The organism is Spirosoma validum (assembly GCF_014699035.1).
GTDB lineage: Bacteria > Bacteroidota > Bacteroidia > Cytophagales > Spirosomataceae > Spirosoma > Spirosoma validum.
Map to the genome: position 1 here is coordinate 141,504 of NZ_JACXAA010000006.1, position 20,632 is coordinate 162,135.

Sequence of the window (20,632 nt, forward strand, 5' to 3'; positions counted from 1 at the left end):
CGTATTGACTATTATGGAAATTACTTCTTTTGAGCAGTTTGAGTTGAATCGGCAGTTGCTGAACGCTGTAGCCGACTTAGGCTATACAGAACCAACGCCCATTCAGCAGAAAACAATACCGCTGAGTTTAGGCAACCACGACGTTTTGGGTATTGCTCAGACCGGCACTGGCAAAACGGCGGCTTATCTGCTGCCACTGCTCATGAAGGTTAAATATGCACAAGGCAACAGTCCACGAGCATTGATTCTGGCTCCGACACGCGAGCTGGTCATGCAAATCAACGAAGCTGTTGGGGAGTTAGGCAAATATACGGACCTGCGTCATCTGGCTCTGTATGGTGGCCTTGGCCCCAAAACACAGATTGAAACTCTTCGAAAAGGTGTTGACCTGCTGGTGACGACGCCTGGCCGATTCATGGATTTGTACCGCCTTGGCGAGATTGTGACGAAGGATATTCGCACTATGGTACTCGATGAAGCCGATAAAATGATGGATATGGGCTTCATGCCGCAAATTCGGTCTATTCTGGAAGTAATTCCCACGAAGCGGCAGAATCTGTTGTTTTCAGCCACCTTTGGAGGCCGCGTTGAGCGCTTGTCGGCCGAATTTCTGGAAGCGCCCGTCAAAGTGGAAGTGACACCCCAGGCATCCACCGCCGATATGGTTAACCAGGTAATTTACGAGGTGCCGAACTTTCGCACGAAAATAAATTTGCTGGATTATCTCATTAGCAAAGACACGTTTCAACGGGTTATTATCTTCGCCCGCTCGAAAAGTAATGCCGAGAATATTTATAAATTTCTGGCTCGCAAAGTAGTTGAGACAGCTCAAATACGGGTTATCCACGCTAACAAAGGTCAGAACACGCGCATCAACGCGATGGATGCGTTTAAAGAGGGGAATGTTCAGGTACTGGTCGCTACAGACGTAGCGGCACGCGGTATCGACGTAGCACAGGTGAGCCATGTTATCAATTTCGATTTGCCACTCATTTACGAAGATTATGTGCATCGAATTGGTCGAACGGGACGAGCTAATCATACTGGTGAGGCTATTACGTTCCTGACCATGGCCGAGGAATACCACGTACAGAAGATTGAAAAAATCATCCGTATGACAATTCCGCGGCAACCGCTTCCCCCTCAGGTTGAGGTTGCTGAAACCCCTTTTGATGAGCAGCAGGAGATGTTACGGTCAGTTGATGAGCAGCGCCGAAAAGAAGATCCAACCTTTTTGGGCGCTTTTCACGAAAAAAAAGCAAAAAATCTGCCGGGAGGCAAAGACCGGTTAAAAATTAAAGCGAAGCTCCCTGGCACAAAGAAAACCTCATCACAAGCCTCTGGAGGGCGTTCGGGCGGAGCAAGTCGTAAGACCGGTAGTGCAAAAGGAGCGAGTACAGGCAGTTCAAAGCGCCCCAGTTCGCGCGGGGGACATCGGTAATTTATGCCCGATGTACTAAGTTGGATTCTCTAGTCGTTTTATCGAGACACAGACTGTGGTGCATTGATTTCTATGATCGTTCGGATAAAACTGATACAGTGGACTTTAGTTGTTATTCCGTTTCTGGCGGCAGCACAACCTAAACAGTTCGTTACATCGGCGCGCTCAGGCGATTCCGTTCGGCAATCCAGAGCGTCTACCACGCCCGTAGCACCAAGCGCAAAACCAACAGACGTATCTGCCGTCAACGATACCGATGCTACCAGCGCATCGATCAATACGTTGCCTCTTTTTGGGGAACGGCCCAAAACAGCCGCCCAGATTGGCGAAGAAATTCATTTCCTGAACGACTGTGATCGAAACTTTGCCAATCGCTCAGAAGCCAGCGCCTTCTTTGCGGATCGCGGTTGGGACTACGTTGGTAATGGACAATTAGATACAGCGGCTTATCGGTTCAATCTGGCCTGGCTGCTTGATAATCGGAATGCAGATGCTTACTGGGGATTGGGCGTCGTTTGTTATCAGAAGAACCAATTGCCAGATGCCATTCGAATCATGAAAAAAGGGTTGGCCGTCGCCGATAGCCACATTGAATTAATGACGGATCTGGCAACAGTCGAACTCAAACACTATCAGGAAAAGCCAAACGCAGACGTATTAACCGACGCTGAAGGCCATTTACAGCGAGCCGTAGCGCTCAATCCTAATGCTGTCTATTATCAGAAGCTGTCAATGGTCTATTATCTAAAAACCGATTATGCCAAAGCCTGGGATTATTTTCACCAGGCCCGAACGAATGATATGTCTTCGATTGACTTCGGCTACCTGAATGAGTTGTTGGCCAGGCAACCCGATCCAAAGGGTATCTTCAAATAAAAAAGTCGCCACTTGCTGACGACTTTTTTATTTGAAGATACGTAGCGTATTAATTAGTTCTCCGTTTCGTCTTCCTGAATGACTTTTTCTTTCGCCCGTTCGTAAGTGACTTTTCCCTTTTCGTCCCATTCGGTAATTGTATAGGGCTCAAACGCTACGTCCCACTGATCGCTGGCATATTGCGTAAGTTTCCGGCGCATCCGTCGGCCACTGGGGTTAATTGGATAGTACTCCGTCCAACGGCCGATCTTTACGCCATTTTCGTATTTACCTTCCTCAGCCAGCAATCCATTTTCGTGAAAAGCCATGTATGTACCTCTCACTTTACCGTATTCTACGGGTATGATCTCTTTAATCTTCCGATGAGTCGAATCATAGTACGTTAAGCGCGATTCCTGCGGTACGCCCCGATGCCAGTTGGTTTTATCGGTCAGCATAAATTTGGCATCATATTTCTCCCAGCGACCGTCTTTCATACCAGCGTAATAATTGCCTTCTTCAATCAGCGCTTCGTTCTGATAGCGTTTGTAGGGGCCGTGGAGCAATAATCCTCCCCCTTCGTCTTTCACAATTGAATTGGTTACTCGATTTGACTTCTGATAATAGCGATACACATCCCGAACGTACGGAAGCGGCTTAGCCGTATCGTTGTCACGTAGTACATAAAACTCTTCAACAATAGTCCGATCACCACTGCCAAACTTAGTAACAGCTTTAACCATCGATAAGCCTTCATACTCTGTCTTTGCCAGTTTACGCTTGCTTTTCTTATCCGCTTTCAGTTTTTTGAGTTGTTTTACTTTCAGACCTAAATCAGGCATAACACCGGCCAGATAAGCATCTTTCTGCTCTTTTAACGACGCCATGCTTGGCAATCCAAGCGTCGTAAGCGATGCCGGGCCAGAAGAAAACGGTGACGCAGGCGCGCCCGAGGGAGCTAATACCGGTTTTGCCGAAGTTGTCAATGAGGAAGGAGCCGACGGATCTGTTCCGGAAGTTTGTGCCAAAACGGTCGATCTGAACGTAATAGTCAGAAGAAGAAGCGAAATTAGTAGTCTCAAATTAGAAGCAAACATGGGCTGAGCAACGATTGATGCCTGAAGTTTGTTAGTTTTGCAACGCTTAGCGTATCTATATTATTTTATCAACTTGTCCGCTCAACACACGAGCGATTTACTACAAATTAATTCTCGTGGAAAAAGAATCCCGTATTTATGTTGCCGGACACCGAGGTATGGTTGGGTCGGCGCTTGTTCGTAAACTTCAAGCAGAAGGTTATTCGAATATTATTATACGTACCTCCTCAGAACTGGACCTTCGCAACCAGGCTGCCGTTGCCGACTTTTTTGCACAGGAGCGACCCGACTATGTCTTTTTAGCGGCTGCTAAAGTAGGGGGTATTCTGGCGAATAATACGTATCGTGCTGAATTTCTGTATGATAACCTATTGATTGAATCGAACATCATTCATAGTGCTTATCAAACAGAAGTTAAGAAATTACTGTTCCTTGGCTCGTCCTGTATTTATCCTAAAATGGCCCCACAGCCGCTCAAGGAAGAATATTTACTCAGCGGTTATCTGGAACCAACAAATGAACCCTATGCTATTGCTAAAATAACGGGGATCAAGTTGTGCGAAGCTTATCGGGACCAGTACGGTTGTGATTTTATTTCGGCCATGCCTACAAACCTGTATGGGCCTAATGACAATTACGATCTGAATGGCTCACATGTCCTACCGGCCCTAATTCGGAAATTTCACGAAGCAAAAGTCAATGACCAGCCCTTCGTAGAAGTTTGGGGAACGGGATCACCCCGCCGTGAATTTCTTCACGCTGATGATCTTGCAGATGCTTGTTTCTTCCTGATGGAACATTACAATGACGAGCTGTTTGTCAACGTGGGCACAGGTGAGGACGTAACGATTCGCGAACTAGCTGAATTAGTTAAAGAAACGGTTGGATTCGAGGGTGAACTTCGCTGGAACACTGAAAAACCCGATGGTACTCCCCGTAAACTCATGGATGTATCACGATTGCACGCAATGGGTTGGAAGCACACTACCGAATTAAAAGAAGGTGTTGAGCGTACGTACCAGGATTTCCTGGCGAATGAAGTTCTGTACGTAGAATAGAAACAATTAGCTGGTAGGACGCACGGAGAATGGTACGTTCTGCCAGCTAGCTATTTCTATAGTTTTTTCGCAGGATTCCCAAACACAGTTATTCCGGCTTCCACATTTTCGATAACTACTGAGCCCGCTCCTACGCGGGCGTTTTTGCTTATAGTAACTCCCGCCACGATAACTGCGCCGGTTCCAATAAAAGCTCCTTCCTCGATCGTTACGTTGCTGTTTATTACAGCTCCCGTTCCAATCTGAATGTAATCACCAAGCTTGGCCCGACTCTCAATCACAGCGCCAGCCTGAATAATGCAGTGTTGTCCTACCTCTGCAAATGGATTTACCACAGCTTTTGCTGCAATCAGATTACCATGCCCAATGGTAGCCATCGTCGAAACCGTTGCCGTATCGTGAATAGCGTTGACCGGCTGCACTTTGCGCCGTTCGTTTAGCAGTTTGACCAGCCGTTTACGAACGCGCGCATCACCAATCGCAACAAACGCTTCGCATTTCTGACCGATTAATTTTAGGAAACCATCGTCGTCTGTCTCGCCCAATACGGATACATCGCCAAACTCTTTCCCATGTAGGTCTTTGTTATCATCTAAGAGCCCATAGACCACTACGTTATTACGCTGAAATAGATCTAAAGTCGTTACGCCTAAATTGCCTGCTCCGAAAATAAGCACCGGATTCTCCATTTTCTGTGGTTTGTTAAGTGAATATGAACATCTGCTCAAGCAGAGTTATAATGTTGTCAATTTGGTAACATTTCGATAAATCTTACTTCATGGATGATGTATAGTTTCGTTCATGCAAGTAAGTACGCAGTTCCGCACCATTGTGCTCTCCGATATTCACCTGGGCACGGCCGGGTCAAAGGCTAAAGAGGCTACTGAATTCCTGCGAAATTATTCCTGCCAAAAGCTTATCCTCAATGGCGACATCGTTGATGGCTGGCAATTAAAGCAATATGGCACCTGGAAGAAAAAACACACTGCCTTTTTTAAAACGGTTTTAAAGCAAATCGTTCATTATAACACAAAAGTTGTTTACCTGCGCGGCAATCACGACGATTTTCTGGATCAGATTATGCCGCTTAAAGTCGGCAGAAACTTCTCGATTCGTAAAGATTATACCCTTATATCCGGGCCCAAAAAGTACTACGTTACACATGGCGATGTGTTTGACTCTATTACGTCGCACATGAAATGGCTGGCCTATCTGGGTGATTTGGGGTACACGTTTCTTCTGTGGGTCAACAAGTTCTATAACAATTACCGTAACTGGCGCGGACTACCCTACTACTCCCTATCGCAACAAATTAAGTCCCGCATCAAACACGCAGTCAATTACATTTCAGATTACGAACAGAAGTTAACGGAACTGGCCCGTGCCCGCAATTGCGATGGCATTATCTGCGGCCACATTCATCAACCCGCCATTCGTGAATTCGATGGAATTATGTATATGAATTCGGGCGATTGGGTCGAATCACTGAGTGCCCTGGTCGAAGATCATGACGGCAATTGGAGCTTACTGTATTACACGTCAGATTTAGGCCAGGATAAAGAAGCCGACTCCTATTTACAAGGAACTGATAATAAGTCATTTAACAAAAATAACGTAGCAGTACCAAGTACCTAATTTTTGAAATTATGCGCATTTTATTCTTAATACAGGGTGAAGGTCGTGGGCATTTAACTCAAGCATTATCACTGGCACAGATTCTACAAATGGCTGGTCATGAGGTCATTGGTGCAGTCGTCGGCGTAACAGCTGAACGGACTGTGCCTGCTTTTTTTAGTGAAGCCTTCACAGCGCCAATCAAGCCCATTTTTAGTCCTGGCCTTGTTTATAATGCAGGAAATAATTCGCTTGAACCAACCAAAACAACACTACAGGCAGTTCGGAATATAAGACCACTTTGGAAAAGCCTGAAACAGGTACATCATATTATTGAAACGCAGCGACCTGATGTGGTTGTTAATTTTTACGAAATGCTTGGCGGATTGACATACGCCTTACTACGTCCGTCAGCGCCAATGATTTGCATTGCGCATCAGTATATGGTCTTTCATAAAAATTTCCAATGCCCAAAAGACCAGTGGCTCTATCGTCAGGCTTTCAAATTGAATACACGATTGACGTGTTTTGGTGCACAGGAACTGTTAGCCCTCTCATTTGATAAACAGGCTGACGAACCTCGTCATCGACTGCGAATCGTACCGCCATTGCTACGTCAGGAAGTAACGGCATTGAAGCCGACTGATGACGATTTTTTGCTGGCATACGTTACGCAGCCCGGCCTCAAAAGCGAAATTCTAAAGGCGCATCACCAATATCCGGATGTTCGGATGGATGGCTTTCATGCAGGTACGAGCTTGCCTGACGAAATTGTTGATGAAACCCTGACCTACCATGCCATCGATGGAAAACGCTTTTTAGAGTTTATGGCTCGATGCAAGGCCATTGTCACAACTGCTGGTTTTGAATCGGTTTGTGAAGCGGCTTATCTGGGCAAACCTGCTTTGATGATTCCTCAGCCCAACCATTACGAGCAGGCTTGTAATGCGATAGACGGGCAACGATCAGGCGTTGGCGTAGCTTCAGACCGTTTCGATCTCGATCAGCTATTAGCATACATTCCTGAACATAATACCCAGATAAGCGAGCGCTTTAGAGCTTGGCATGCGCAAGGGTATTTCTTATTTCTAGGTGCATTGAACCGGGCTAGTACATCCAGACGAAAATCCTCTGGTGGATTCTTCCAGACGCGCGTGCGTCAGTTGCTACGCTCATAATTCGTACAAAAACTGCAACGGATCAGGATAACGAAAGCTGTAGTGTATGGTCTGAATTAATTTCTCTGGGCTTATAACCTTGTAAGGAATAGATTCTGTTGGCGTAACGAGTATTGGTAATTCATAGCCAAAATCTGCACAACTTTTTCGGTAGATAGCTTCCCGCGTGGGATGCTCAGGCGCGACAACATTGAATGTGCCAGTTGGTTTTTGCTGAATAATAGCCACCAGAATATTGACAGCATCGTCGCGATGAATGTAATTGACTGGCACGGCACCAGTATCTACGGTTCGGCCGGCAACGTATTTTCCCGGTATACGATCGTATCCCATCAATCCCCCAGAGCGTAATACGGTTACTATTCGCTGGGGCGCGAGGCTTTGCACAAACTGTTCTGCCTGAACGAAGGCCGGCGCGGCTGATTGCTCTGGTTTTGTTACATCCTCCTCAATAACAATCCGGTTTAGTTCAGGGTAAACAGACGTAGAACTAACGTAGATAACATGCTTTACTGGAGAGGAACGTAGCGCATCCGTTAAATGCTGAATTTGCTTTGGATGAAACGCATCACCTACTTTTCCGGCTTTCGGTGGAATATTGACAACAAGCGTATCAGCTTCCAATAAGACAGTCAAATCACTGGTTGGTTCGGGATTAAGCTGGAGTTGATAAGCTTCTATTCCCCTCGACTTCAGAATAATTGCCTTCTCGACTGACGTAGTGCTACCTTTTACTTGAAATCCTTCTGATAAAAGTCGTTCCGCTAAAGGCGTACCCAACCAGCCGCAGCCTATAATCGATATCGTTTGATTGGTCATAATTTAGAAACCAATCCCAAACGAAAGCGTTCGCACATCAGGGCCTTTGTCTGTCTGGAAAAGAGGCTTGAGGTCATATTTTACAAAAAAATCGATACTGCGGAGCCCTAAGTGCGCCATTAACCCGTAGCGATAATTATTGAGGTAATAATCTGAATGTCGTCGATCCGTCCCTCCATCGGCTTCTTTTATTTTCCGATAGCTATCCAACCGGTAATTAACGTATCCGCCAAGGCCAATGTGACATATCTTACGTCCTTCGGTATTATAGAACGTAACACGGGGAACTACGGGAATACCAATGGTACAAACGGTCAGTTTACTTTTCTGCAGCTCCCGGCCAGCGTCCGGGAACGCTACACCGGCGGGCGTTTTTTCTGCTACGTTATTTCCCTCGAACATAAAGTTATTCCAGGCTACTTCGACACCATAATACAATTTCAGCGATGCGTACTTCCCCCGACTGATGGTTGGCATTGCCCCCACCGATAGCGCAAAGTAGCGCGATCCTATCGGCCGCAGATCGTAATTATCTTCAGGATAAGCAGGGTTTGAACTCTGCTGAACGAAGTTGTTCAGACCAAAGCTTATTCCGTAATCAATACTCCCTCGATCCCGGTCTCGCTTCTGGCGTCTGGCCCGATCATAGTCCCGATCACCCTGATCCCGTCGCCGTGATAGGGTTTGTGTGGTATCCCCTTTATCATTAATTACGATCGTAACACCATCTTTCTTTTTTGTTACAACCAGAACCGTATCTTTCAGAAAACGGTCCCCACCCTGTGAAATAGCCGTTTGCCCGCCAGCAACTGAATCTAATTTCATGCCCATTTCCCGAACAATTTTATTCAAATCGTAATTCGATAGCGCTTGAATGCCAGCTTTATCGGGTGCATAGATTACCAAACGGGTACGATTGGCAAATCGAATCACTAAAGAATCAGTTGGGCTCACAGGTTTAGCCTGAATGGCTGTCGTTGTCGCCAGACCAACAATCAGGGCGACGATACGTGCTATAGTTTTCATTGCTTCGCTGGTTTGTCTTTATCCAGGCTATGTTTTAGCCCGTCATACGCCCGGCTTAGTAAACCGCGGTCATCGTTGTTCGCATTGTCGCCACGCGCAAATAATTCGCCCTGCTTAAAGCGCTTCACCTGCTTCCACAAGCCACCTTCTTTAGTTTCTTTTTCAGGTTTGTCAGTAGCAGCCACCATTGATTTCTCATCAACGGCAGTTTTTGCCGCCTGTCGGGCAGCCACTAAAGCAGCGGGCTCTTCAATCGTTACAACCAATACCCGTTCAGCAGGTGGATTCGATTTAACGACTGGTTTGTTATCAGCTACCGTCACTTGTTCCAGAGTCGGTTGGCTAACAGGTGCTACGTTGTTAGGTGTTGTAGACGCTGCTGCTGATTCGGGTTTGGCTTTATGTTCAGTAGGCGCCGTCTGAGCTAAAACAGATTCACTACGTACCGACATCTCCGCTTGAGGAATCACGTTCTTTTCATTGACGGGTTGAGCAGATGAGCGAACCTTACCTGTAGTACGACCAGAGGCTTTTTCAACCTTAGCCAGTTGTTGCTGATCAATCGTCAACTTAGACGACGGAGCGATTCCTGTCGCTGGCGTTAACGTACTAGCAGATGGATTAGACTGCTTCACTACAGCTTTTTCCGGACGTACCGGCACGTTCTGATTAACCGCTACCTGCGACTCGTTTGAAGCTACCGGTGCGCCTGATGGCCAGTAGAGCCAGCCCAAAGAGCACAGCAAGACAAGACAGGCAGCTGCGGCCATGTATCGTTGCACGACTGGATTCCGCCAGAATACGATCCGAGCCTCCGGCTTATTCTGGCCCATACGCGCCTGTAACCGCTCAAAACCATCGGCGTTGGGCGGTAACGACATATTGCTCAGCTTTCTGGCAAACAGATTGTCAATTGGCTGTTTTTCGGTATGTTTTTTCATAAGATTCAGTCTGTCCGGTACGTTGTCCCGTTTCCTGTTCTAATTTTTTTAGGTTCGTTTGCAGCAGCAGCCGTGCCCGGCTTAACTGCGACTTCGACGTACCTTCCGATATACCTAACATCTCGGCAATTTCGGCGTGGGCATAGCCTTCAATGGCGTATAGGTTAAAGACAGTACGATAACCGTCTGGCAATTGATTCACGATACGTAGTAAATCATTTTCATTCAACGACGTATCGGCCCATTCATAATCCGGCTCGACCGTTACGTCCTCAAGAGGTACTTCCTGCCGCCATTGTTTCGATTTTCTGAGAAACATCAGCGATTCAGTCACCATCACCCGGCGTACCCACCCTTCGAAACTACCATCTTCCCGAAACTGCTCTATTTTTTCGAATACGCGCATAAAACCATCGAGCATCACTTCTTCAGCATCGGCCCGATTAGCGCAGTAACGAGTGCAAACGGCCATCATTTTACCGGCAAACCGTTCATAAACGACCTTGTGAGCGCGGCTTTCGCCCCGCTTCAAGGCAGTAATTAACTGCGCTTCAGTCGTAAAAAACGGTATAAGTCGAAGCATGTTCGTTTAGGTTCACCAGCAAGATGCAAGATAGTGGGGCGCGGGTTGCATGGATCACGTTATTTTTTTTCGGCCATAAAAAAAGGGCTGTTAAAGCCCTTTTACGTATTTGATTCCTGCTACGTAGTGTAGCCAGATGACTCGTGATATTCGAAAGTTAATCGGCGCAATTACAATCATAACCGGGGCAACAACGGCGGCATAAACCCAGCCTTCAGGATCTCCACCAAAATAAAAAAGGAGAAAGCCTAAAACTAAAGCTACACCACCTGAAATGGCGTAACTAACATACATAGCCCCAATAAAATACCCTGGTTCAACTTCGTAACGTAAGCCACAATGCGGGCAAAACTCATACATATCATCGAATCCCCGGGGAGAGTAGAACGGCTTTTTAAAAATCTTGCCTTGTCTACATCTGGGACATAGCCCGCTTAACGCGGCCTGCAATCTCGAGACGTCTTCCATGTTCGCGCTTGCTATTTCGATACCATAAATAGCCAATTGACGCGACTATCAGATAAGGGGCCATTAATAAATAAAGAATACCAAAATTCAGTTCAGAGGCCACCGTGCTACGTCCATTGCTAACCGTACTTTCCACCGTTCCACGGCACATAGCGCACTGAGCCATTAAGTCGGGCGTAACGGCCAGGAAAACAAGCACTATTAACCACACTTTCCAACTTCTCATGTCTCTTCCAGATTAATGAAGGTAATAGGGCTTAATCATCAGATAAACGATTACTCCCGTAATGCTAACGTACAGCCAAATTGGGAATGCATATTTCACCGTTTGTTTGTGCCGGGCAATCTGTCCACTTAGGGCGTAATAAACAGCTCTTAACACAAACCACACTACGACAACTGACAAAACAATATGCGATACCAGCAAAAAATAATAAACTGGACGTACCCAGCCTTGTCCCCCAAATGATGTTGACTCATTTGTCAAGTGATACAGGACGTAACTGACCAGAAACAGAGAACCAAACGCAAAAGCTGTTAACATAGTCCGTTTGTGCGCTTCTACATTTTTCTGCTTGATGAAGTACAGTCCCAACAACAATAACACTGCCGTAATAGAATTAATTACACCATTGATATGGGGCAGATACGTTGTCCAGTTGCCTAAATCAACTTTCTGACGAATGCCCAACAAGACAGCTACTGCAACTGGAATCGCTAAGGCCAGGATATTTATAACCCGGTTAGCTTTCTGCTCCTGAACGGGTTGTATTGTTTCCATACGTAGTGAATTATTCTTTACTGTAGATGTCCAGTAACACGCGGATTTCGAGTACCAAACGGTCTACCTGTTCCTTGTCAGTGCCATCATAAAAGCCTCTGACAATCCCCTGTTTATCTACTAATACCAACTTTTCGCTATGGATAAAAGTTTCGTCGGGCTTGCCTTCCTTCACCCCAGCGTCAACGGTTGGTAAATAATAACCGTGCATGGCTAAATCATAAATATCGGTTTTGCTTCCCGTTAGAAAATACCACTTGCCGGGGATGGCTTCGTATTTCTCGGCGTAGGCTTTCAGTTGCGCCGGACGGTCGTGTTCCGGATCAACGCTATGCGATAGAAAAACGATACTTGGGTTATCACGGAAGATATCCTGGACTCGGGTAAGCTGCGATGAGATTCGGGGGCAAACCGTTCCGCAACGGGTGAAGAAGAAGCTCGCGACGTAAATCTTGTTTTTTACAATCGACTGGTCGACCGTTGTGCCATCCTGATCAATCAGTTTAAATGGCGGAATATGATTGTAGAGCGTATCGGTTACTTTCTGACCGTCTGGCAACGTAACGATGCCCATCAGCGGTTCACCTTTTGCCGAGTCGATTTTGGGCAAATATCGAGGTAGGACGTAGTGGTTTTGCGTCCCAAATCTGAGGAATAGATACAGCAAAGCCGGGACCAGCAGCGTAGCGAGCAGAATCCCGGCTTTTCGAGTGGCCGTCATATTAACGTAATTCAAAAATCGACCCGCCTTCCATAAGCAGTGCGGTCAACAACCAGATAATGAAAACGATAGGTATGACAATTGCCCAGATCAGGCTTTTTACTTCGTGCTTCAAGTGCATGAACTCGCCAACGATGTAGAAAGCTTTCACCAACGTCATGATAATAAAGAATGACGTTCTGAGTCCTCCAGCTTTCATCAAATAGGCAAGCGTAAATTCAACGACGGTAATGCCTAACAAAATCCAGAATGTGCGCCAAATGGTACCTGTGTTTGCGGGTGGTATTTCGCCAACCTCATGGGTTCCGTGTGTGTGATCAGACATATAAGAGGTAATTATACCAGATAGAAGAATGTAAAGACAAATACCCAGACCAAGTCGACAAAGTGCCAGTAAAGACCAACTTTCTCAACCATTTCGTAATGACCACGGCGTGCGTACAATCCTGTGGCCGCCCGATAAAAAATCAGGACATTCAGTACAACACCGCTAAATACGTGTGTTCCGTGGAAACCCGTAATGAAGAAAAATAAGTCAGCGAACGCTGGTGGACCATATTGGTTTTCCACCAGATTAGCACCAAAGATGGTACGTTGTATGGTCTGTCCGTTTACCAGTTCATTAATTGTCGTACCGGTTTCTGTACCATGAATAAAGTGAGACCATTCCCAGGCCTGGCTCCCCAAAAAGGCGATACCGCCTAAGATGGTCCAGAGCATGTATTTTTCAACATCTGCCTGATCCATCCGGTGGCCAGCTTCAACGGCCAATACCATCGTTACGCTACTGAAAATTAGGATAAACGTCATGATACCGACGAAAATCAGCGGCAAATTGACTCCATGCAAGAACGGAACAGAATTGTAGACGTGTTCAGGAGACGGCCAGTACAGGTTCGAGAATTTAAATACTTCACCGAAAACAGCCGGGTCCCAGGCTGGGTAGCTATACCGAATCAAACCGTACGTAACCAGCAATGCCGAGAACGTAAAGGTGTCAGAAATCAGGAAGAACCACATCATCAGCTTGCCGTAGCTCACCTTCATTGGTTCAACACCCCCCATCCATGTCTTCTTGTCGAACACTTGATCAGAGTCGGTCGTCAGGGTATCGTGTGTTACAGTAGCCGCCATGCGTCTAAAAGATTATCAATGAAAATAGACTAAAAAGAAAAACAAATACAACCACAAAATGTCTAAAAAATGCCAGTACGTAGCCGCAATTTCTATTTGATTCAGACTCGTCGCATGAATCTTCAGTCGAAAAGCCGCTATCAACGCAACCAGCAGCACGATTATACCGGAAATTAAATGGAATCCATGTAATCCCGTGAAAATATACATAAATGATCCGGCTGGATTGCCAACAAAAAATACATTTTCATTGACTAACTCTATCCAACCCTGGAACTGCATGTACAGGAAAATCGCTCCGAGTACAAAAGTAATAGTTATCGCTATTTTCAGACTGCCAAAATTGTCTTTTTTTGCAGCCAGATAAGCCCAGTGCATCGTCAGACTACTAACAATCAGGACCACCGAACTATAGCTAAAGATCGATGGAATGTCGTATTCCAGCCAGTTCCCCTCCGCTCTACGTACCAAATACGCGCTGGTCATAGCTGCAAACAGCATGATGATGCTAACAATGAACAACCACAGAATAAACTTCCGTGGATTCATTGAGAGCGTTTCTTCTGGCTCCTCTACAATCGAAATGTCGTTTACTAACTCACTCATGATTTGTTGTTACACTTTGTCTAACAGATAAACAATCTGTACAACCGGCAAATACAGCAATGAACCGAACATCATCTGAAGCGCTGCCTTGTCTGTACAGGTTCTCATTAAATGAAACGTCTGCGCCAGAAACAAGATTCCGCCAATCGTAGCAACTAACGCCGAATTAATTCCAGTCATACCGAGCATGTAAGGCAACCAACCGACAGGAATCAGAAAAAGCGTGTAAATCATGATTCTGAAGGCCGTATCGGTTGTTTTACCAGTACCGGGCATCATCTGAATCCCTGCTTTTTTGTATTCGTCAAAAGCTAACCAGCCAATTGCCCAAAAGTGAGGAAACTGCCAAAAAAATTGAATGGCGAACAAAATACCCGGTGCCCAGCCAAAATGATTTGTAGCGGCTACCCAACCGATCATCGGAGGAAAAGCCCCCGGTAAGGCACCAACAAATACGGCAATCTGCCCTTTACATTTCAGGGGTGTATAAACAAACCCATACAACAGTAATGACAGAACTGCTAAGCCAGCTGCGCGAATATTGAAAAACTCAACGTACAGAACAGAGGCTACGCTAAACAGAATAAAGGCAAATACCGCTGCTTCCTGAACCGTCAGGCGTCCCGTTGGTAATGGGCGGACAGCGGTACGCTTCATCACTTTGTCGGAATCCTTTTCAATAATCTGATTGATAATATTGGCTGCACCCGTCATGCAAATCGAAGCGATCACTAAAATCGCCACTTTCCACCAACTGATATGATCAATGGCGAGGCAATATCCAAACACACCGGAGAATACAACCGCCAGCGTAAGCTTCAATTTTAATAATTCAATATAGGCTTTCGCTTTTACGTTGAGTGCTGCTACGGCAATTGTCTTTTCCATATTTATACGCCTACTAACCGAGAGTCTTGCTTATATCCTTTAGCAATGATCGTAACCGGATTTACCAATAACCAGGCTACAAACTGTAAGCCAATCATTATTATTGCTAAAAGTAAATGAATGGGTTGCGCTATGGCTGGAACACTAAAATAAGCCATAATTACACCCGTACCAATTTCAATAATGACAAACGTAATGAGTGCGTTTGAAATAGTTGGTAACCAGCTAATTGCCGGAAGTTTTCTCAGCTGATAGATAACAGCCAGATGAAAGGCCAATACAACTAGTGAGAAGGATCGGTGGATGTAAAAACTCATATCCAAATTACCAATCCAATTCTCGCGTTGTTCGTAACCTAATCGCTTGACAACAGCATCAAGTGCTTCACGTACCTGAGTTCCAAGAATTATTTGTCCCAATGTCAGTACCATTACCATCAGTAATAACCAGCGTACTGACTTGGTCTTCTCAGGAATTGACTTTATCTGCAAATGCGGTGCGTTTGAACGTACCATTACAAATAACAGCGCGAAGACAACAACTATAGCTAGTAATAAATGCAATGTTATTACGTACTGCGCTAATTCTGTAGCCACTACTCGTGAGCCAAGCCAACCATTAACTCCGATCAACAAGAAGGCAGCCAAGCTTCCGAAAAACACCGTTTTATCTTTGCGGAGATAGGAAAGCGAAGCCAGCAACGTACCAAAAACGAAGAAACCAGATAAGACGCCTAATAACCTATTGACGTATTCTATCCAGGTTTTTACAGCATTGAACTCAACTTCGCCCTTCAGCTTAGCGCCGTATATCCCCTGATAATTAGTTGGTAACTGGGAAATTTCGGTTGGGGGAATCCAGCGACCAAAACACTTCGGCCAGTCAGGACAGCCCATTCCGGAGCCGGTGCCTCTGACAATACCACCTGCTAAAATCAACAGGTAAATAATAATTACTGTCAGAAACGCCAGACTCCGGAATCGCTGTTCTTGTTTATCAGTGAGGCTGCTTGAACTGGTCATTCAGGTTTTGTGCCTCGATTTCTTTTTCCAAACCAATCAACTCGTTTTCGTGCGGCAGATTGGACTCAGGTGTTTGCGAATAAGGCACGTTTTGAGGGATAAAGTCATCCTTAGCACCTGGCTTGCTGTAATCATAAGGCCAACGATAAACGGCAGGAATTTCACCTGGCCAGTTACCATGCCCTGGATTGATTGGCGTTGTCCACTCCAGCGTGTTCGACTTCCACGGATTCTGAGTAGCCTTCCGGCCTTTGATCAGGCTATGAACGAAGTTATAAATGAATACCCACTGAGCGGTGAAGGTAAAAATGGCCGCCAAGCTAATAAAGGCATTCATGTCGGCGAAGATATTCTTCGTGAAATCGTAGCTGGTAAAAGCGTAATAGCGACGGGGGAAACCGGCAATACCAACGTAGTGCATCGGGAAGAATACAAGGTAAATCCCAATGAATGTTAGCCAGAAGTGAACATAACCCAGCTTTTCGTTCATCATTCGGCCGAACATTTTGGGGAACCAGTGGTAAACACCCGCTAACAGACCAAACGCTGACGCAGCTCCCATCACTAAGTGAAAGTGGGCTACTACGAAATATGTGTCGTGCAGCTGAATATCTAAAGCCGAGTTACCTAAGATCAGACCCGTTAGTCCACCCGAGATAAAGAACGATACCAGACCGATCGAGAACAACATCGCTGGTGTAAACCGGATATTGCCACGCCATAACGTAGTAATGTAGTTGAACGCTTTTACCGCCGATGGAACAGCAATAATTAGCGTCAGGAACATAAAGATCGAACCCAGGAACGGATTCATACCCGTTACGAACATATGGTGAGCCCAGACAATGAACGCCAGGAAGGCAATACCCATCATAGATGCGATCATGGCACGATAGCCGAAGATAGGCTTACGTGAATTCGTCGCAATAATCTCTGAGGTCATACCCAGTGCAGGTAGCAGTACAATATATACTTCAGGGTGACCTAAGAACCAGAACAAGTGTTGGAACAGAATCGGACTACCACCAACGTTTGGTAACGCTTCCCCTTTGATGTAGATCTCAGATAGGTAGAAGCTGGTTCCAAAGCTACGGTCGAAAATGAGCAGCAACGCAGCTGATAACAATACTGGGAATGAAATCAGACCAAGAACAGCTGTTAAAAAGAACGCCCAAATCGTCAGCGGTAATTTGCTGAAGGACATTCCACGAGTACGCAGGTTGATTACCGTAGTAATGTAATTGATACCGCCTAGCAATTGCGATACAATAAACAACGCCATACTGATTAACCACAGTGTCATACCCAATTCTGAGCCTTTATGCGCTTGTGGCAATGCACTTAATGGTGGGTAGATTACCCAGCCACCTGAAGCAGGACCTGTTTCAATAAACAACGATCCTAACATGATCATACTGGCCAGAAAGAAGAACCAGTAGGACAACATATTTAAGAAGCCCGAAGCCATATCCCGTGCGCCAACCTGTAATGGAATCAGGAAGTTCGAGAACGTACCACTTAGTCCAGCTGTTAGTACAAAGAACACCATGATTGTTCCGTGCATGGTGACTAATGCAAGGTAGAAGTCAGGGTCAAGTTTGCCTGTTTCGTTAATCCAGCTGCCAAGAATGGGGCGCAGGAAGTCCAGTTTCATATTAGGAAATCCTAGTTGAAGCCGGAACATCACGGACAAGCTAATACCAATAATCGACCAAATAATACCTGATATCAGATACTGTTTAGCAATCGTTTTATGATCTTCGGAGAAAATGTATGTCCGCCAAAAACTTTGCGGCTCATGATGGTCATGCTCTGCTGCATGTGCCACGGTTGCCGAGTTTGCTGATACAGTCGCCATCGTATTTGGGTTCTTGTAAGGTTAATAAGTTAACGAAGTGTGGCGCTCGCTACGGATACTCCACCTTGTGTAGTTGATGCTGTTGTACTGTCAGCAGGAGCCGCCGGGGCGTCTGCTGGCAAATATTTAGCTGCTTTAGCTTTTAAATTCGCTGGGATACGTGATGCCAACTCAGGAGTTGAGGTAAGCAAAGGCTTTTGCTCTCTGCACCAAGCCAGCCATGACGCTTCATCTTCAACAATTAAACGTATCCGCATAGAGAAGTGGCCTTGACCACAAACTTCTGTACAAGCGATTTCGTACCCGAAATTTGGATTACCTGTGATGTTACGCATTTCATCTGTCGTTTTATCGGCAGTGAATTGAAAGCGTGTTGGCATCCCAGGAACGGCATCCATTTTCACCCGTAGATGAGGAATAAATACACTATGTAATACGTCCCGAGCACGAATTTTCAGCAGAATTGGCTTATTGACAGGAATGTGAAGTTCCGAGGTCGAGGTAAAGTCATCAAACGATGCTTCGTCTGTGTAGTCAATACCCGTGTCGTTGTTGTTGTCGATCAACTTATAATTGAACGAACCAAGTTTGTTGTTATCAACACCTGGGTAGCGTGCAATCCAGTTGAACTGTTTACCAACAATTTCAAATACCTGTGCGTTTTCCGGTGCTTCAGCCATAATATCACGCCACGCTCTCCAGCCTGTAAATACCATTACGGCCATCACAACGGCCGGAATAACCGTCCAGATCAATTCCAGTTTGTGGTTCTCAGGATAGTAAGCGGCTCTACGTCCTTCTTTATGCTGATACAACCACGCAAAAATGAACAGCAAAGCATTCGTAACAACAAAGGCAACGGTAATAATGCCCATTGACAACCAGAACAGAAAGTCCGTCCGACGTCCGTGTGGTGATGCTGCTTCTGGCAGAAAGAATTGCTTAGCGTAGAGAAATGACCATACGGCACCGATTAAGGCAACTACAAAGAAAATCATGAATAACGCACCATTAATGCGATTACTCATACCAATACGTCCTTCTTCAACAGGACCATTGGTGTTCTTCACAACGGCAGCCATCCGGGAAACGACGACAGCAGCCAATCCCAGAAAAACTACCGATAATAAAGCGATTATATAAACCATTTTTGTGCGGGTTATTGATTAAATGTCGTGATGCAAAGTTTCCTCCAGCATTGGGTGATTCTTTGGAACCAAATTTGCTTTCGTTAGCTGTGAATACAGCGACCACGCAAAGCCACAAGCGAAAATCAAAATCATACCGAATTCCATCGGTCCAAAACCAGCGTGCTCACCAACCGTTCCTGGCATGATATTATTATAGAAGTCAAAGTAGTGACCAATGATAATACCCCATGCTGCCACTTTCAAAATAATGTATGTCCGTTTCGCATCCCGTGTCATTAGAACGAGGAATGGAAAAACAAAGTTTAGGAAAATGTTTATAAAGAAGGGCGCTTTGTAAATACCTCCGTAACCGCTGAAACGCTCTCGGTAATAAATGGTTTCTTCGGGTAAGTTGGCGTAGTAAATCAACATAAACTGGGCAAACCACACGTATGTCCAGAAAATTGTGAAAGCGAACATAAACTTACCAAGGTCATGCAGATGGCTTTCGTTGACCCACTGCATATAGCCCCGTTCTTTCAACGTAACAACTGTAAGCGTGATGATCGCCAGACCCGTTACGTGCCAGCTTGCCAGCGTATACCAGCCAAACATCGTGCTAAACCAGTGTGTGTCGATGGACATCACAAAGTCCCAGGCAGAAGTTGATGAGGTTACCCCAAAAACCAGAAGAAAAGCAGTCCCGAACTTTACACTCTTTTCATAATATGACGTACCACCGTAAAGATCCTCCTGCAATGAAAAAGCACGTAGTCTCTGCCATAAGAAATACCAAAGGCCAAAATAAGCTACGATCCGACCTACGTAAAAAGGTGTATTTAAGAATCCTTTTTTGCCGTTGATAATCGGATCAAATTCTGGACTGGCTTTATCATACAGTCCTGGATGAGTCCAGTGAAAAAGGTCATGACCAGCAATGAAGAACGTAGCCAGCATAACAATACCCATAAATGGCAGATAAGCAGGCATTGCCTCGGGGATACGCTTGAATGCAACTGACCAGCCAGCTTGTGCTAAATAATTATAAGACATGAAAAACATGCCAATAACGGACGCGCCAGTAAAGTAAACGGCATTTAACCAGATGTTAGCCCACAGACGGTTTGTCCACTTATACTCATGGTGTCCGCCCCCGTGTGCTTCATGAGCACCAGCAGCGTGAGCCGCTCCGTGCGCTTCATGTGAGCCAGCACCAGATGCCAGCAGATAAGCGCCTATTGCTACCAGCGCGACTCCGGCTCCGATGCCAATTAGCAGTCGACGTTTGGCTTCTGCGGTAAATTCAAATTCTTCGTCTAAGGACGGTATTGCGTGAGCCGATGCCATTCTTATTTGGTTGTCAATTAATTAGAATACGGTAGAGCTTAGTTGTTGAATGACTATTATCTATC

At 45.6% G+C, this 20,632-nt stretch carries 24 protein-coding genes; 6 read left to right on the plus strand and 18 right to left on the minus strand.

Translation table 11 applies throughout. The features are described 5' to 3' along the window. Positions 1-13 precede the first annotated feature (13 nt). On the plus strand, positions 14-1,441 hold the full coding sequence (locus IC230_RS17265; RefSeq protein WP_191040290.1) for a DEAD/DEAH box helicase: 1,428 nt from the start codon (positions 14-16) through the stop codon (positions 1,439-1,441). Between the two features lie 72 nt (positions 1,442-1,513). Next, positions 1,514-2,317 (plus strand): tetratricopeptide repeat protein, encoded by an 804-nt coding sequence (locus IC230_RS17270; RefSeq protein WP_191040291.1) that lies wholly within the window; start codon positions 1,514-1,516, stop codon positions 2,315-2,317. A gap of 53 nt (positions 2,318-2,370) precedes the next feature. On the opposite strand, the gene IC230_RS17275 is transcribed toward IC230_RS17270, so the two are convergent. Continuing rightward, complete coding sequence (locus IC230_RS17275) at positions 2,371-3,183, minus strand: toxin-antitoxin system YwqK family antitoxin (RefSeq protein ID WP_191040292.1); 813 nt, start codon at positions 3,181-3,183, stop codon at positions 2,371-2,373. Here IC230_RS17275 and IC230_RS17280 point away from each other — a divergent pair. Both IC230_RS17280 and fcl read left to right on the plus strand, forming a co-directional pair. Next, the gene (locus IC230_RS17280) at positions 3,182-3,400 is read left to right on the plus strand and encodes a hypothetical protein (protein ID WP_191040293.1); all 219 of its coding nucleotides are present in this window, start codon (positions 3,182-3,184) and stop codon (positions 3,398-3,400) included. The two genes, IC230_RS17275 and IC230_RS17280, sit on opposite strands and share 2 nt — an antisense overlap. 109 nt (positions 3,401-3,509) lie before the next feature. After that, on the plus strand, positions 3,510-4,451 hold the full coding sequence (gene fcl, locus IC230_RS17285) for a GDP-L-fucose synthase (RefSeq protein WP_191040294.1): 942 nt from the start codon (positions 3,510-3,512) through the stop codon (positions 4,449-4,451). 56 nt (positions 4,452-4,507) lie between these two features. On the opposite strand, the gene IC230_RS17290 is transcribed toward fcl, so the two are convergent. Further along, entirely contained in the window at positions 4,508-5,140 is a 633-nt protein-coding gene (locus tag IC230_RS17290; protein WP_191040295.1) for an acetyltransferase, read from the minus strand. Between the two features lie 112 nt (positions 5,141-5,252). Between IC230_RS17290 and IC230_RS17295 the strand changes: the two genes are divergently transcribed. After that, the gene (locus IC230_RS17295; RefSeq protein ID WP_191040296.1) at positions 5,253-6,086 is read left to right on the plus strand and encodes a UDP-2,3-diacylglucosamine diphosphatase; all 834 of its coding nucleotides are present in this window, start codon (positions 5,253-5,255) and stop codon (positions 6,084-6,086) included. Between the two features lie 11 nt (positions 6,087-6,097). Beyond that, positions 6,098-7,243, plus strand: a complete 1,146-nt coding sequence (locus IC230_RS17300) for a glycosyltransferase family protein (protein ID WP_191040297.1) — start codon at positions 6,098-6,100, stop codon at positions 7,241-7,243. Here the strand turns inward: IC230_RS17300 and IC230_RS17305 are convergent. From IC230_RS17305 to IC230_RS17380, 16 genes are all read right to left on the minus strand, one after another. Beyond that, positions 7,238-8,062: an NAD(P)H-binding protein gene (locus IC230_RS17305; RefSeq protein WP_191040298.1), complete on the minus strand. Its 825-nt coding sequence runs from the start codon at positions 8,060-8,062 to the stop codon at positions 7,238-7,240. The genes IC230_RS17300 and IC230_RS17305 overlap by 6 nt on opposite strands. Before the next feature lie 3 nt (positions 8,063-8,065). Continuing rightward, on the minus strand, positions 8,066-9,088 hold the full coding sequence (locus IC230_RS17310; protein ID WP_191040299.1) for an outer membrane beta-barrel protein: 1,023 nt from the start codon (positions 9,086-9,088) through the stop codon (positions 8,066-8,068). After that, on the minus strand, positions 9,085-10,029 hold the full coding sequence (locus IC230_RS17315) for a hypothetical protein (RefSeq protein ID WP_191040300.1): 945 nt from the start codon (positions 10,027-10,029) through the stop codon (positions 9,085-9,087). The genes IC230_RS17310 and IC230_RS17315 overlap by 4 nt, the downstream gene beginning before the upstream one ends. Continuing rightward, positions 9,998-10,612 carry an RNA polymerase sigma factor gene (locus IC230_RS17320; protein ID WP_191040301.1) on the minus strand — a complete coding sequence of 205 codons (615 nt, stop codon included), beginning with the start codon at positions 10,610-10,612 and terminating at the stop codon, positions 9,998-10,000. Before IC230_RS17320 ends, IC230_RS17315 begins: the two co-directional genes overlap by 32 nt. 90 nt (positions 10,613-10,702) lie before the next feature. Beyond that, complete coding sequence (locus IC230_RS17325; RefSeq protein ID WP_262893168.1) at positions 10,703-10,972, minus strand: DUF983 domain-containing protein; 270 nt, start codon at positions 10,970-10,972, stop codon at positions 10,703-10,705. A gap of 52 nt (positions 10,973-11,024) precedes the next feature. Continuing rightward, positions 11,025-11,306 (minus strand): hypothetical protein, encoded by a 282-nt coding sequence (locus tag IC230_RS17330; protein ID WP_191040303.1) that lies wholly within the window; start codon positions 11,304-11,306, stop codon positions 11,025-11,027. A gap of 12 nt (positions 11,307-11,318) precedes the next feature. Further along, positions 11,319-11,861: a DUF420 domain-containing protein gene (locus IC230_RS17335; RefSeq protein ID WP_191040304.1), complete on the minus strand. Its 543-nt coding sequence runs from the start codon at positions 11,859-11,861 to the stop codon at positions 11,319-11,321. 10 nt (positions 11,862-11,871) lie between these two features. Then, a complete protein-coding gene (locus tag IC230_RS17340; protein ID WP_191040305.1) occupies positions 11,872-12,582 on the minus strand; it encodes an SCO family protein in 711 nt (236 codons plus the stop codon). A gap of 1 nt (position 12,583) precedes the next feature. Beyond that, on the minus strand, positions 12,584-12,907 hold the full coding sequence (locus tag IC230_RS17345; RefSeq protein WP_191040306.1) for a cytochrome C oxidase subunit IV family protein: 324 nt from the start codon (positions 12,905-12,907) through the stop codon (positions 12,584-12,586). Positions 12,908-12,918: 11 nt separating this feature from the next. Continuing rightward, a complete protein-coding gene (locus IC230_RS17350; protein WP_191040307.1) occupies positions 12,919-13,716 on the minus strand; it encodes a cytochrome c oxidase subunit 3 in 798 nt (265 codons plus the stop codon). Between the two features lie 15 nt (positions 13,717-13,731). Next, positions 13,732-14,322 carry a cytochrome c oxidase subunit 3 gene (locus tag IC230_RS17355; protein ID WP_191040308.1) on the minus strand — a complete coding sequence of 197 codons (591 nt, stop codon included), beginning with the start codon at positions 14,320-14,322 and terminating at the stop codon, positions 13,732-13,734. 9 nt (positions 14,323-14,331) lie between these two features. Beyond that, on the minus strand, positions 14,332-15,210 hold the full coding sequence (gene cyoE / locus IC230_RS17360) for a heme o synthase (RefSeq protein WP_191040309.1): 879 nt from the start codon (positions 15,208-15,210) through the stop codon (positions 14,332-14,334). A 2-nt stretch (positions 15,211-15,212) separates the two neighbouring features. Continuing rightward, on the minus strand, positions 15,213-16,232 hold the full coding sequence (locus tag IC230_RS17365; protein WP_191040310.1) for a COX15/CtaA family protein: 1,020 nt from the start codon (positions 16,230-16,232) through the stop codon (positions 15,213-15,215). After that, entirely contained in the window at positions 16,207-18,090 is a 1,884-nt protein-coding gene (locus IC230_RS17370; RefSeq protein ID WP_191040311.1) for a cytochrome c oxidase subunit I, read from the minus strand. The genes IC230_RS17365 and IC230_RS17370 overlap by 26 nt, the downstream gene beginning before the upstream one ends. Positions 18,091-18,119: 29 nt before the next feature. Continuing rightward, on the minus strand, positions 18,120-19,238 hold the full coding sequence (locus tag IC230_RS17375) for a cytochrome c oxidase subunit II (RefSeq protein ID WP_191040312.1): 1,119 nt from the start codon (positions 19,236-19,238) through the stop codon (positions 18,120-18,122). Positions 19,239-19,256: 18 nt separating this feature from the next. After that, positions 19,257-20,567: a quinol:cytochrome C oxidoreductase gene (locus tag IC230_RS17380; protein WP_191040313.1), complete on the minus strand. Its 1,311-nt coding sequence runs from the start codon at positions 20,565-20,567 to the stop codon at positions 19,257-19,259. Positions 20,568-20,632: the final 65 nt, after the last annotated feature.

Excerpts from the sequence above, each read along its gene's own strand:
- IC230_RS17265 (WP_191040290.1), top strand. The coding sequence starts at position 14 with ATGGAAATTACTTCTTTTGAGCAGTTTGAGTTGAATCGGCAGTTGCTG.
- IC230_RS17270 (WP_191040291.1), top strand. The coding sequence starts at position 1,514 with ATGATCGTTCGGATAAAACTGATACAGTGGACTTTAGTTGTTATTCCG.
- IC230_RS17280 (WP_191040293.1), top strand. The coding sequence starts at position 3,182 with ATGCTTGGCAATCCAAGCGTCGTAAGCGATGCCGGGCCAGAAGAAAAC.
- IC230_RS17275 (WP_191040292.1), bottom strand. The coding sequence starts at position 3,183 with ATGGCGTCGTTAAAAGAGCAGAAAGATGCTTATCTGGCCGGTGTTATG.
- IC230_RS17290 (WP_191040295.1), bottom strand. The coding sequence starts at position 5,140 with ATGGAGAATCCGGTGCTTATTTTCGGAGCAGGCAATTTAGGCGTAACG.
- IC230_RS17295 (WP_191040296.1), top strand. The coding sequence starts at position 5,253 with ATGCAAGTAAGTACGCAGTTCCGCACCATTGTGCTCTCCGATATTCAC.
- IC230_RS17300 (WP_191040297.1), top strand. The coding sequence starts at position 6,098 with ATGCGCATTTTATTCTTAATACAGGGTGAAGGTCGTGGGCATTTAACT.
- IC230_RS17305 (WP_191040298.1), bottom strand. The coding sequence starts at position 8,062 with ATGACCAATCAAACGATATCGATTATAGGCTGCGGCTGGTTGGGTACG.
- IC230_RS17310 (WP_191040299.1), bottom strand. The coding sequence starts at position 9,088 with ATGAAAACTATAGCACGTATCGTCGCCCTGATTGTTGGTCTGGCGACA.
- IC230_RS17315 (WP_191040300.1), bottom strand. The coding sequence starts at position 10,029 with ATGAAAAAACATACCGAAAAACAGCCAATTGACAATCTGTTTGCCAGA.
- IC230_RS17320 (WP_191040301.1), bottom strand. The coding sequence starts at position 10,612 with ATGCTTCGACTTATACCGTTTTTTACGACTGAAGCGCAGTTAATTACT.
- IC230_RS17325 (WP_262893168.1), bottom strand. The coding sequence starts at position 10,972 with ATGTATGAGTTTTGCCCGCATTGTGGCTTACGTTACGAAGTTGAACCA.
- IC230_RS17330 (WP_191040303.1), bottom strand. The coding sequence starts at position 11,306 with ATGAGAAGTTGGAAAGTGTGGTTAATAGTGCTTGTTTTCCTGGCCGTT.
- IC230_RS17335 (WP_191040304.1), bottom strand. The coding sequence starts at position 11,861 with ATGGAAACAATACAACCCGTTCAGGAGCAGAAAGCTAACCGGGTTATA.
- IC230_RS17340 (WP_191040305.1), bottom strand. The coding sequence starts at position 12,582 with ATGACGGCCACTCGAAAAGCCGGGATTCTGCTCGCTACGCTGCTGGTC.
- IC230_RS17345 (WP_191040306.1), bottom strand. The coding sequence starts at position 12,907 with ATGTCTGATCACACACACGGAACCCATGAGGTTGGCGAAATACCACCC.
- IC230_RS17350 (WP_191040307.1), bottom strand. The coding sequence starts at position 13,716 with ATGGCGGCTACTGTAACACACGATACCCTGACGACCGACTCTGATCAA.
- IC230_RS17355 (WP_191040308.1), bottom strand. The coding sequence starts at position 14,322 with ATGAGTGAGTTAGTAAACGACATTTCGATTGTAGAGGAGCCAGAAGAA.
- cyoE (WP_191040309.1), bottom strand. The coding sequence starts at position 15,210 with ATGGAAAAGACAATTGCCGTAGCAGCACTCAACGTAAAAGCGAAAGCC.
- IC230_RS17365 (WP_191040310.1), bottom strand. The coding sequence starts at position 16,232 with ATGACCAGTTCAAGCAGCCTCACTGATAAACAAGAACAGCGATTCCGG.
- IC230_RS17370 (WP_191040311.1), bottom strand. The coding sequence starts at position 18,090 with ATGGCGACTGTATCAGCAAACTCGGCAACCGTGGCACATGCAGCAGAG.
- IC230_RS17375 (WP_191040312.1), bottom strand. The coding sequence starts at position 19,238 with ATGGTTTATATAATCGCTTTATTATCGGTAGTTTTTCTGGGATTGGCT.
- IC230_RS17380 (WP_191040313.1), bottom strand. The coding sequence starts at position 20,567 with ATGGCATCGGCTCACGCAATACCGTCCTTAGACGAAGAATTTGAATTT.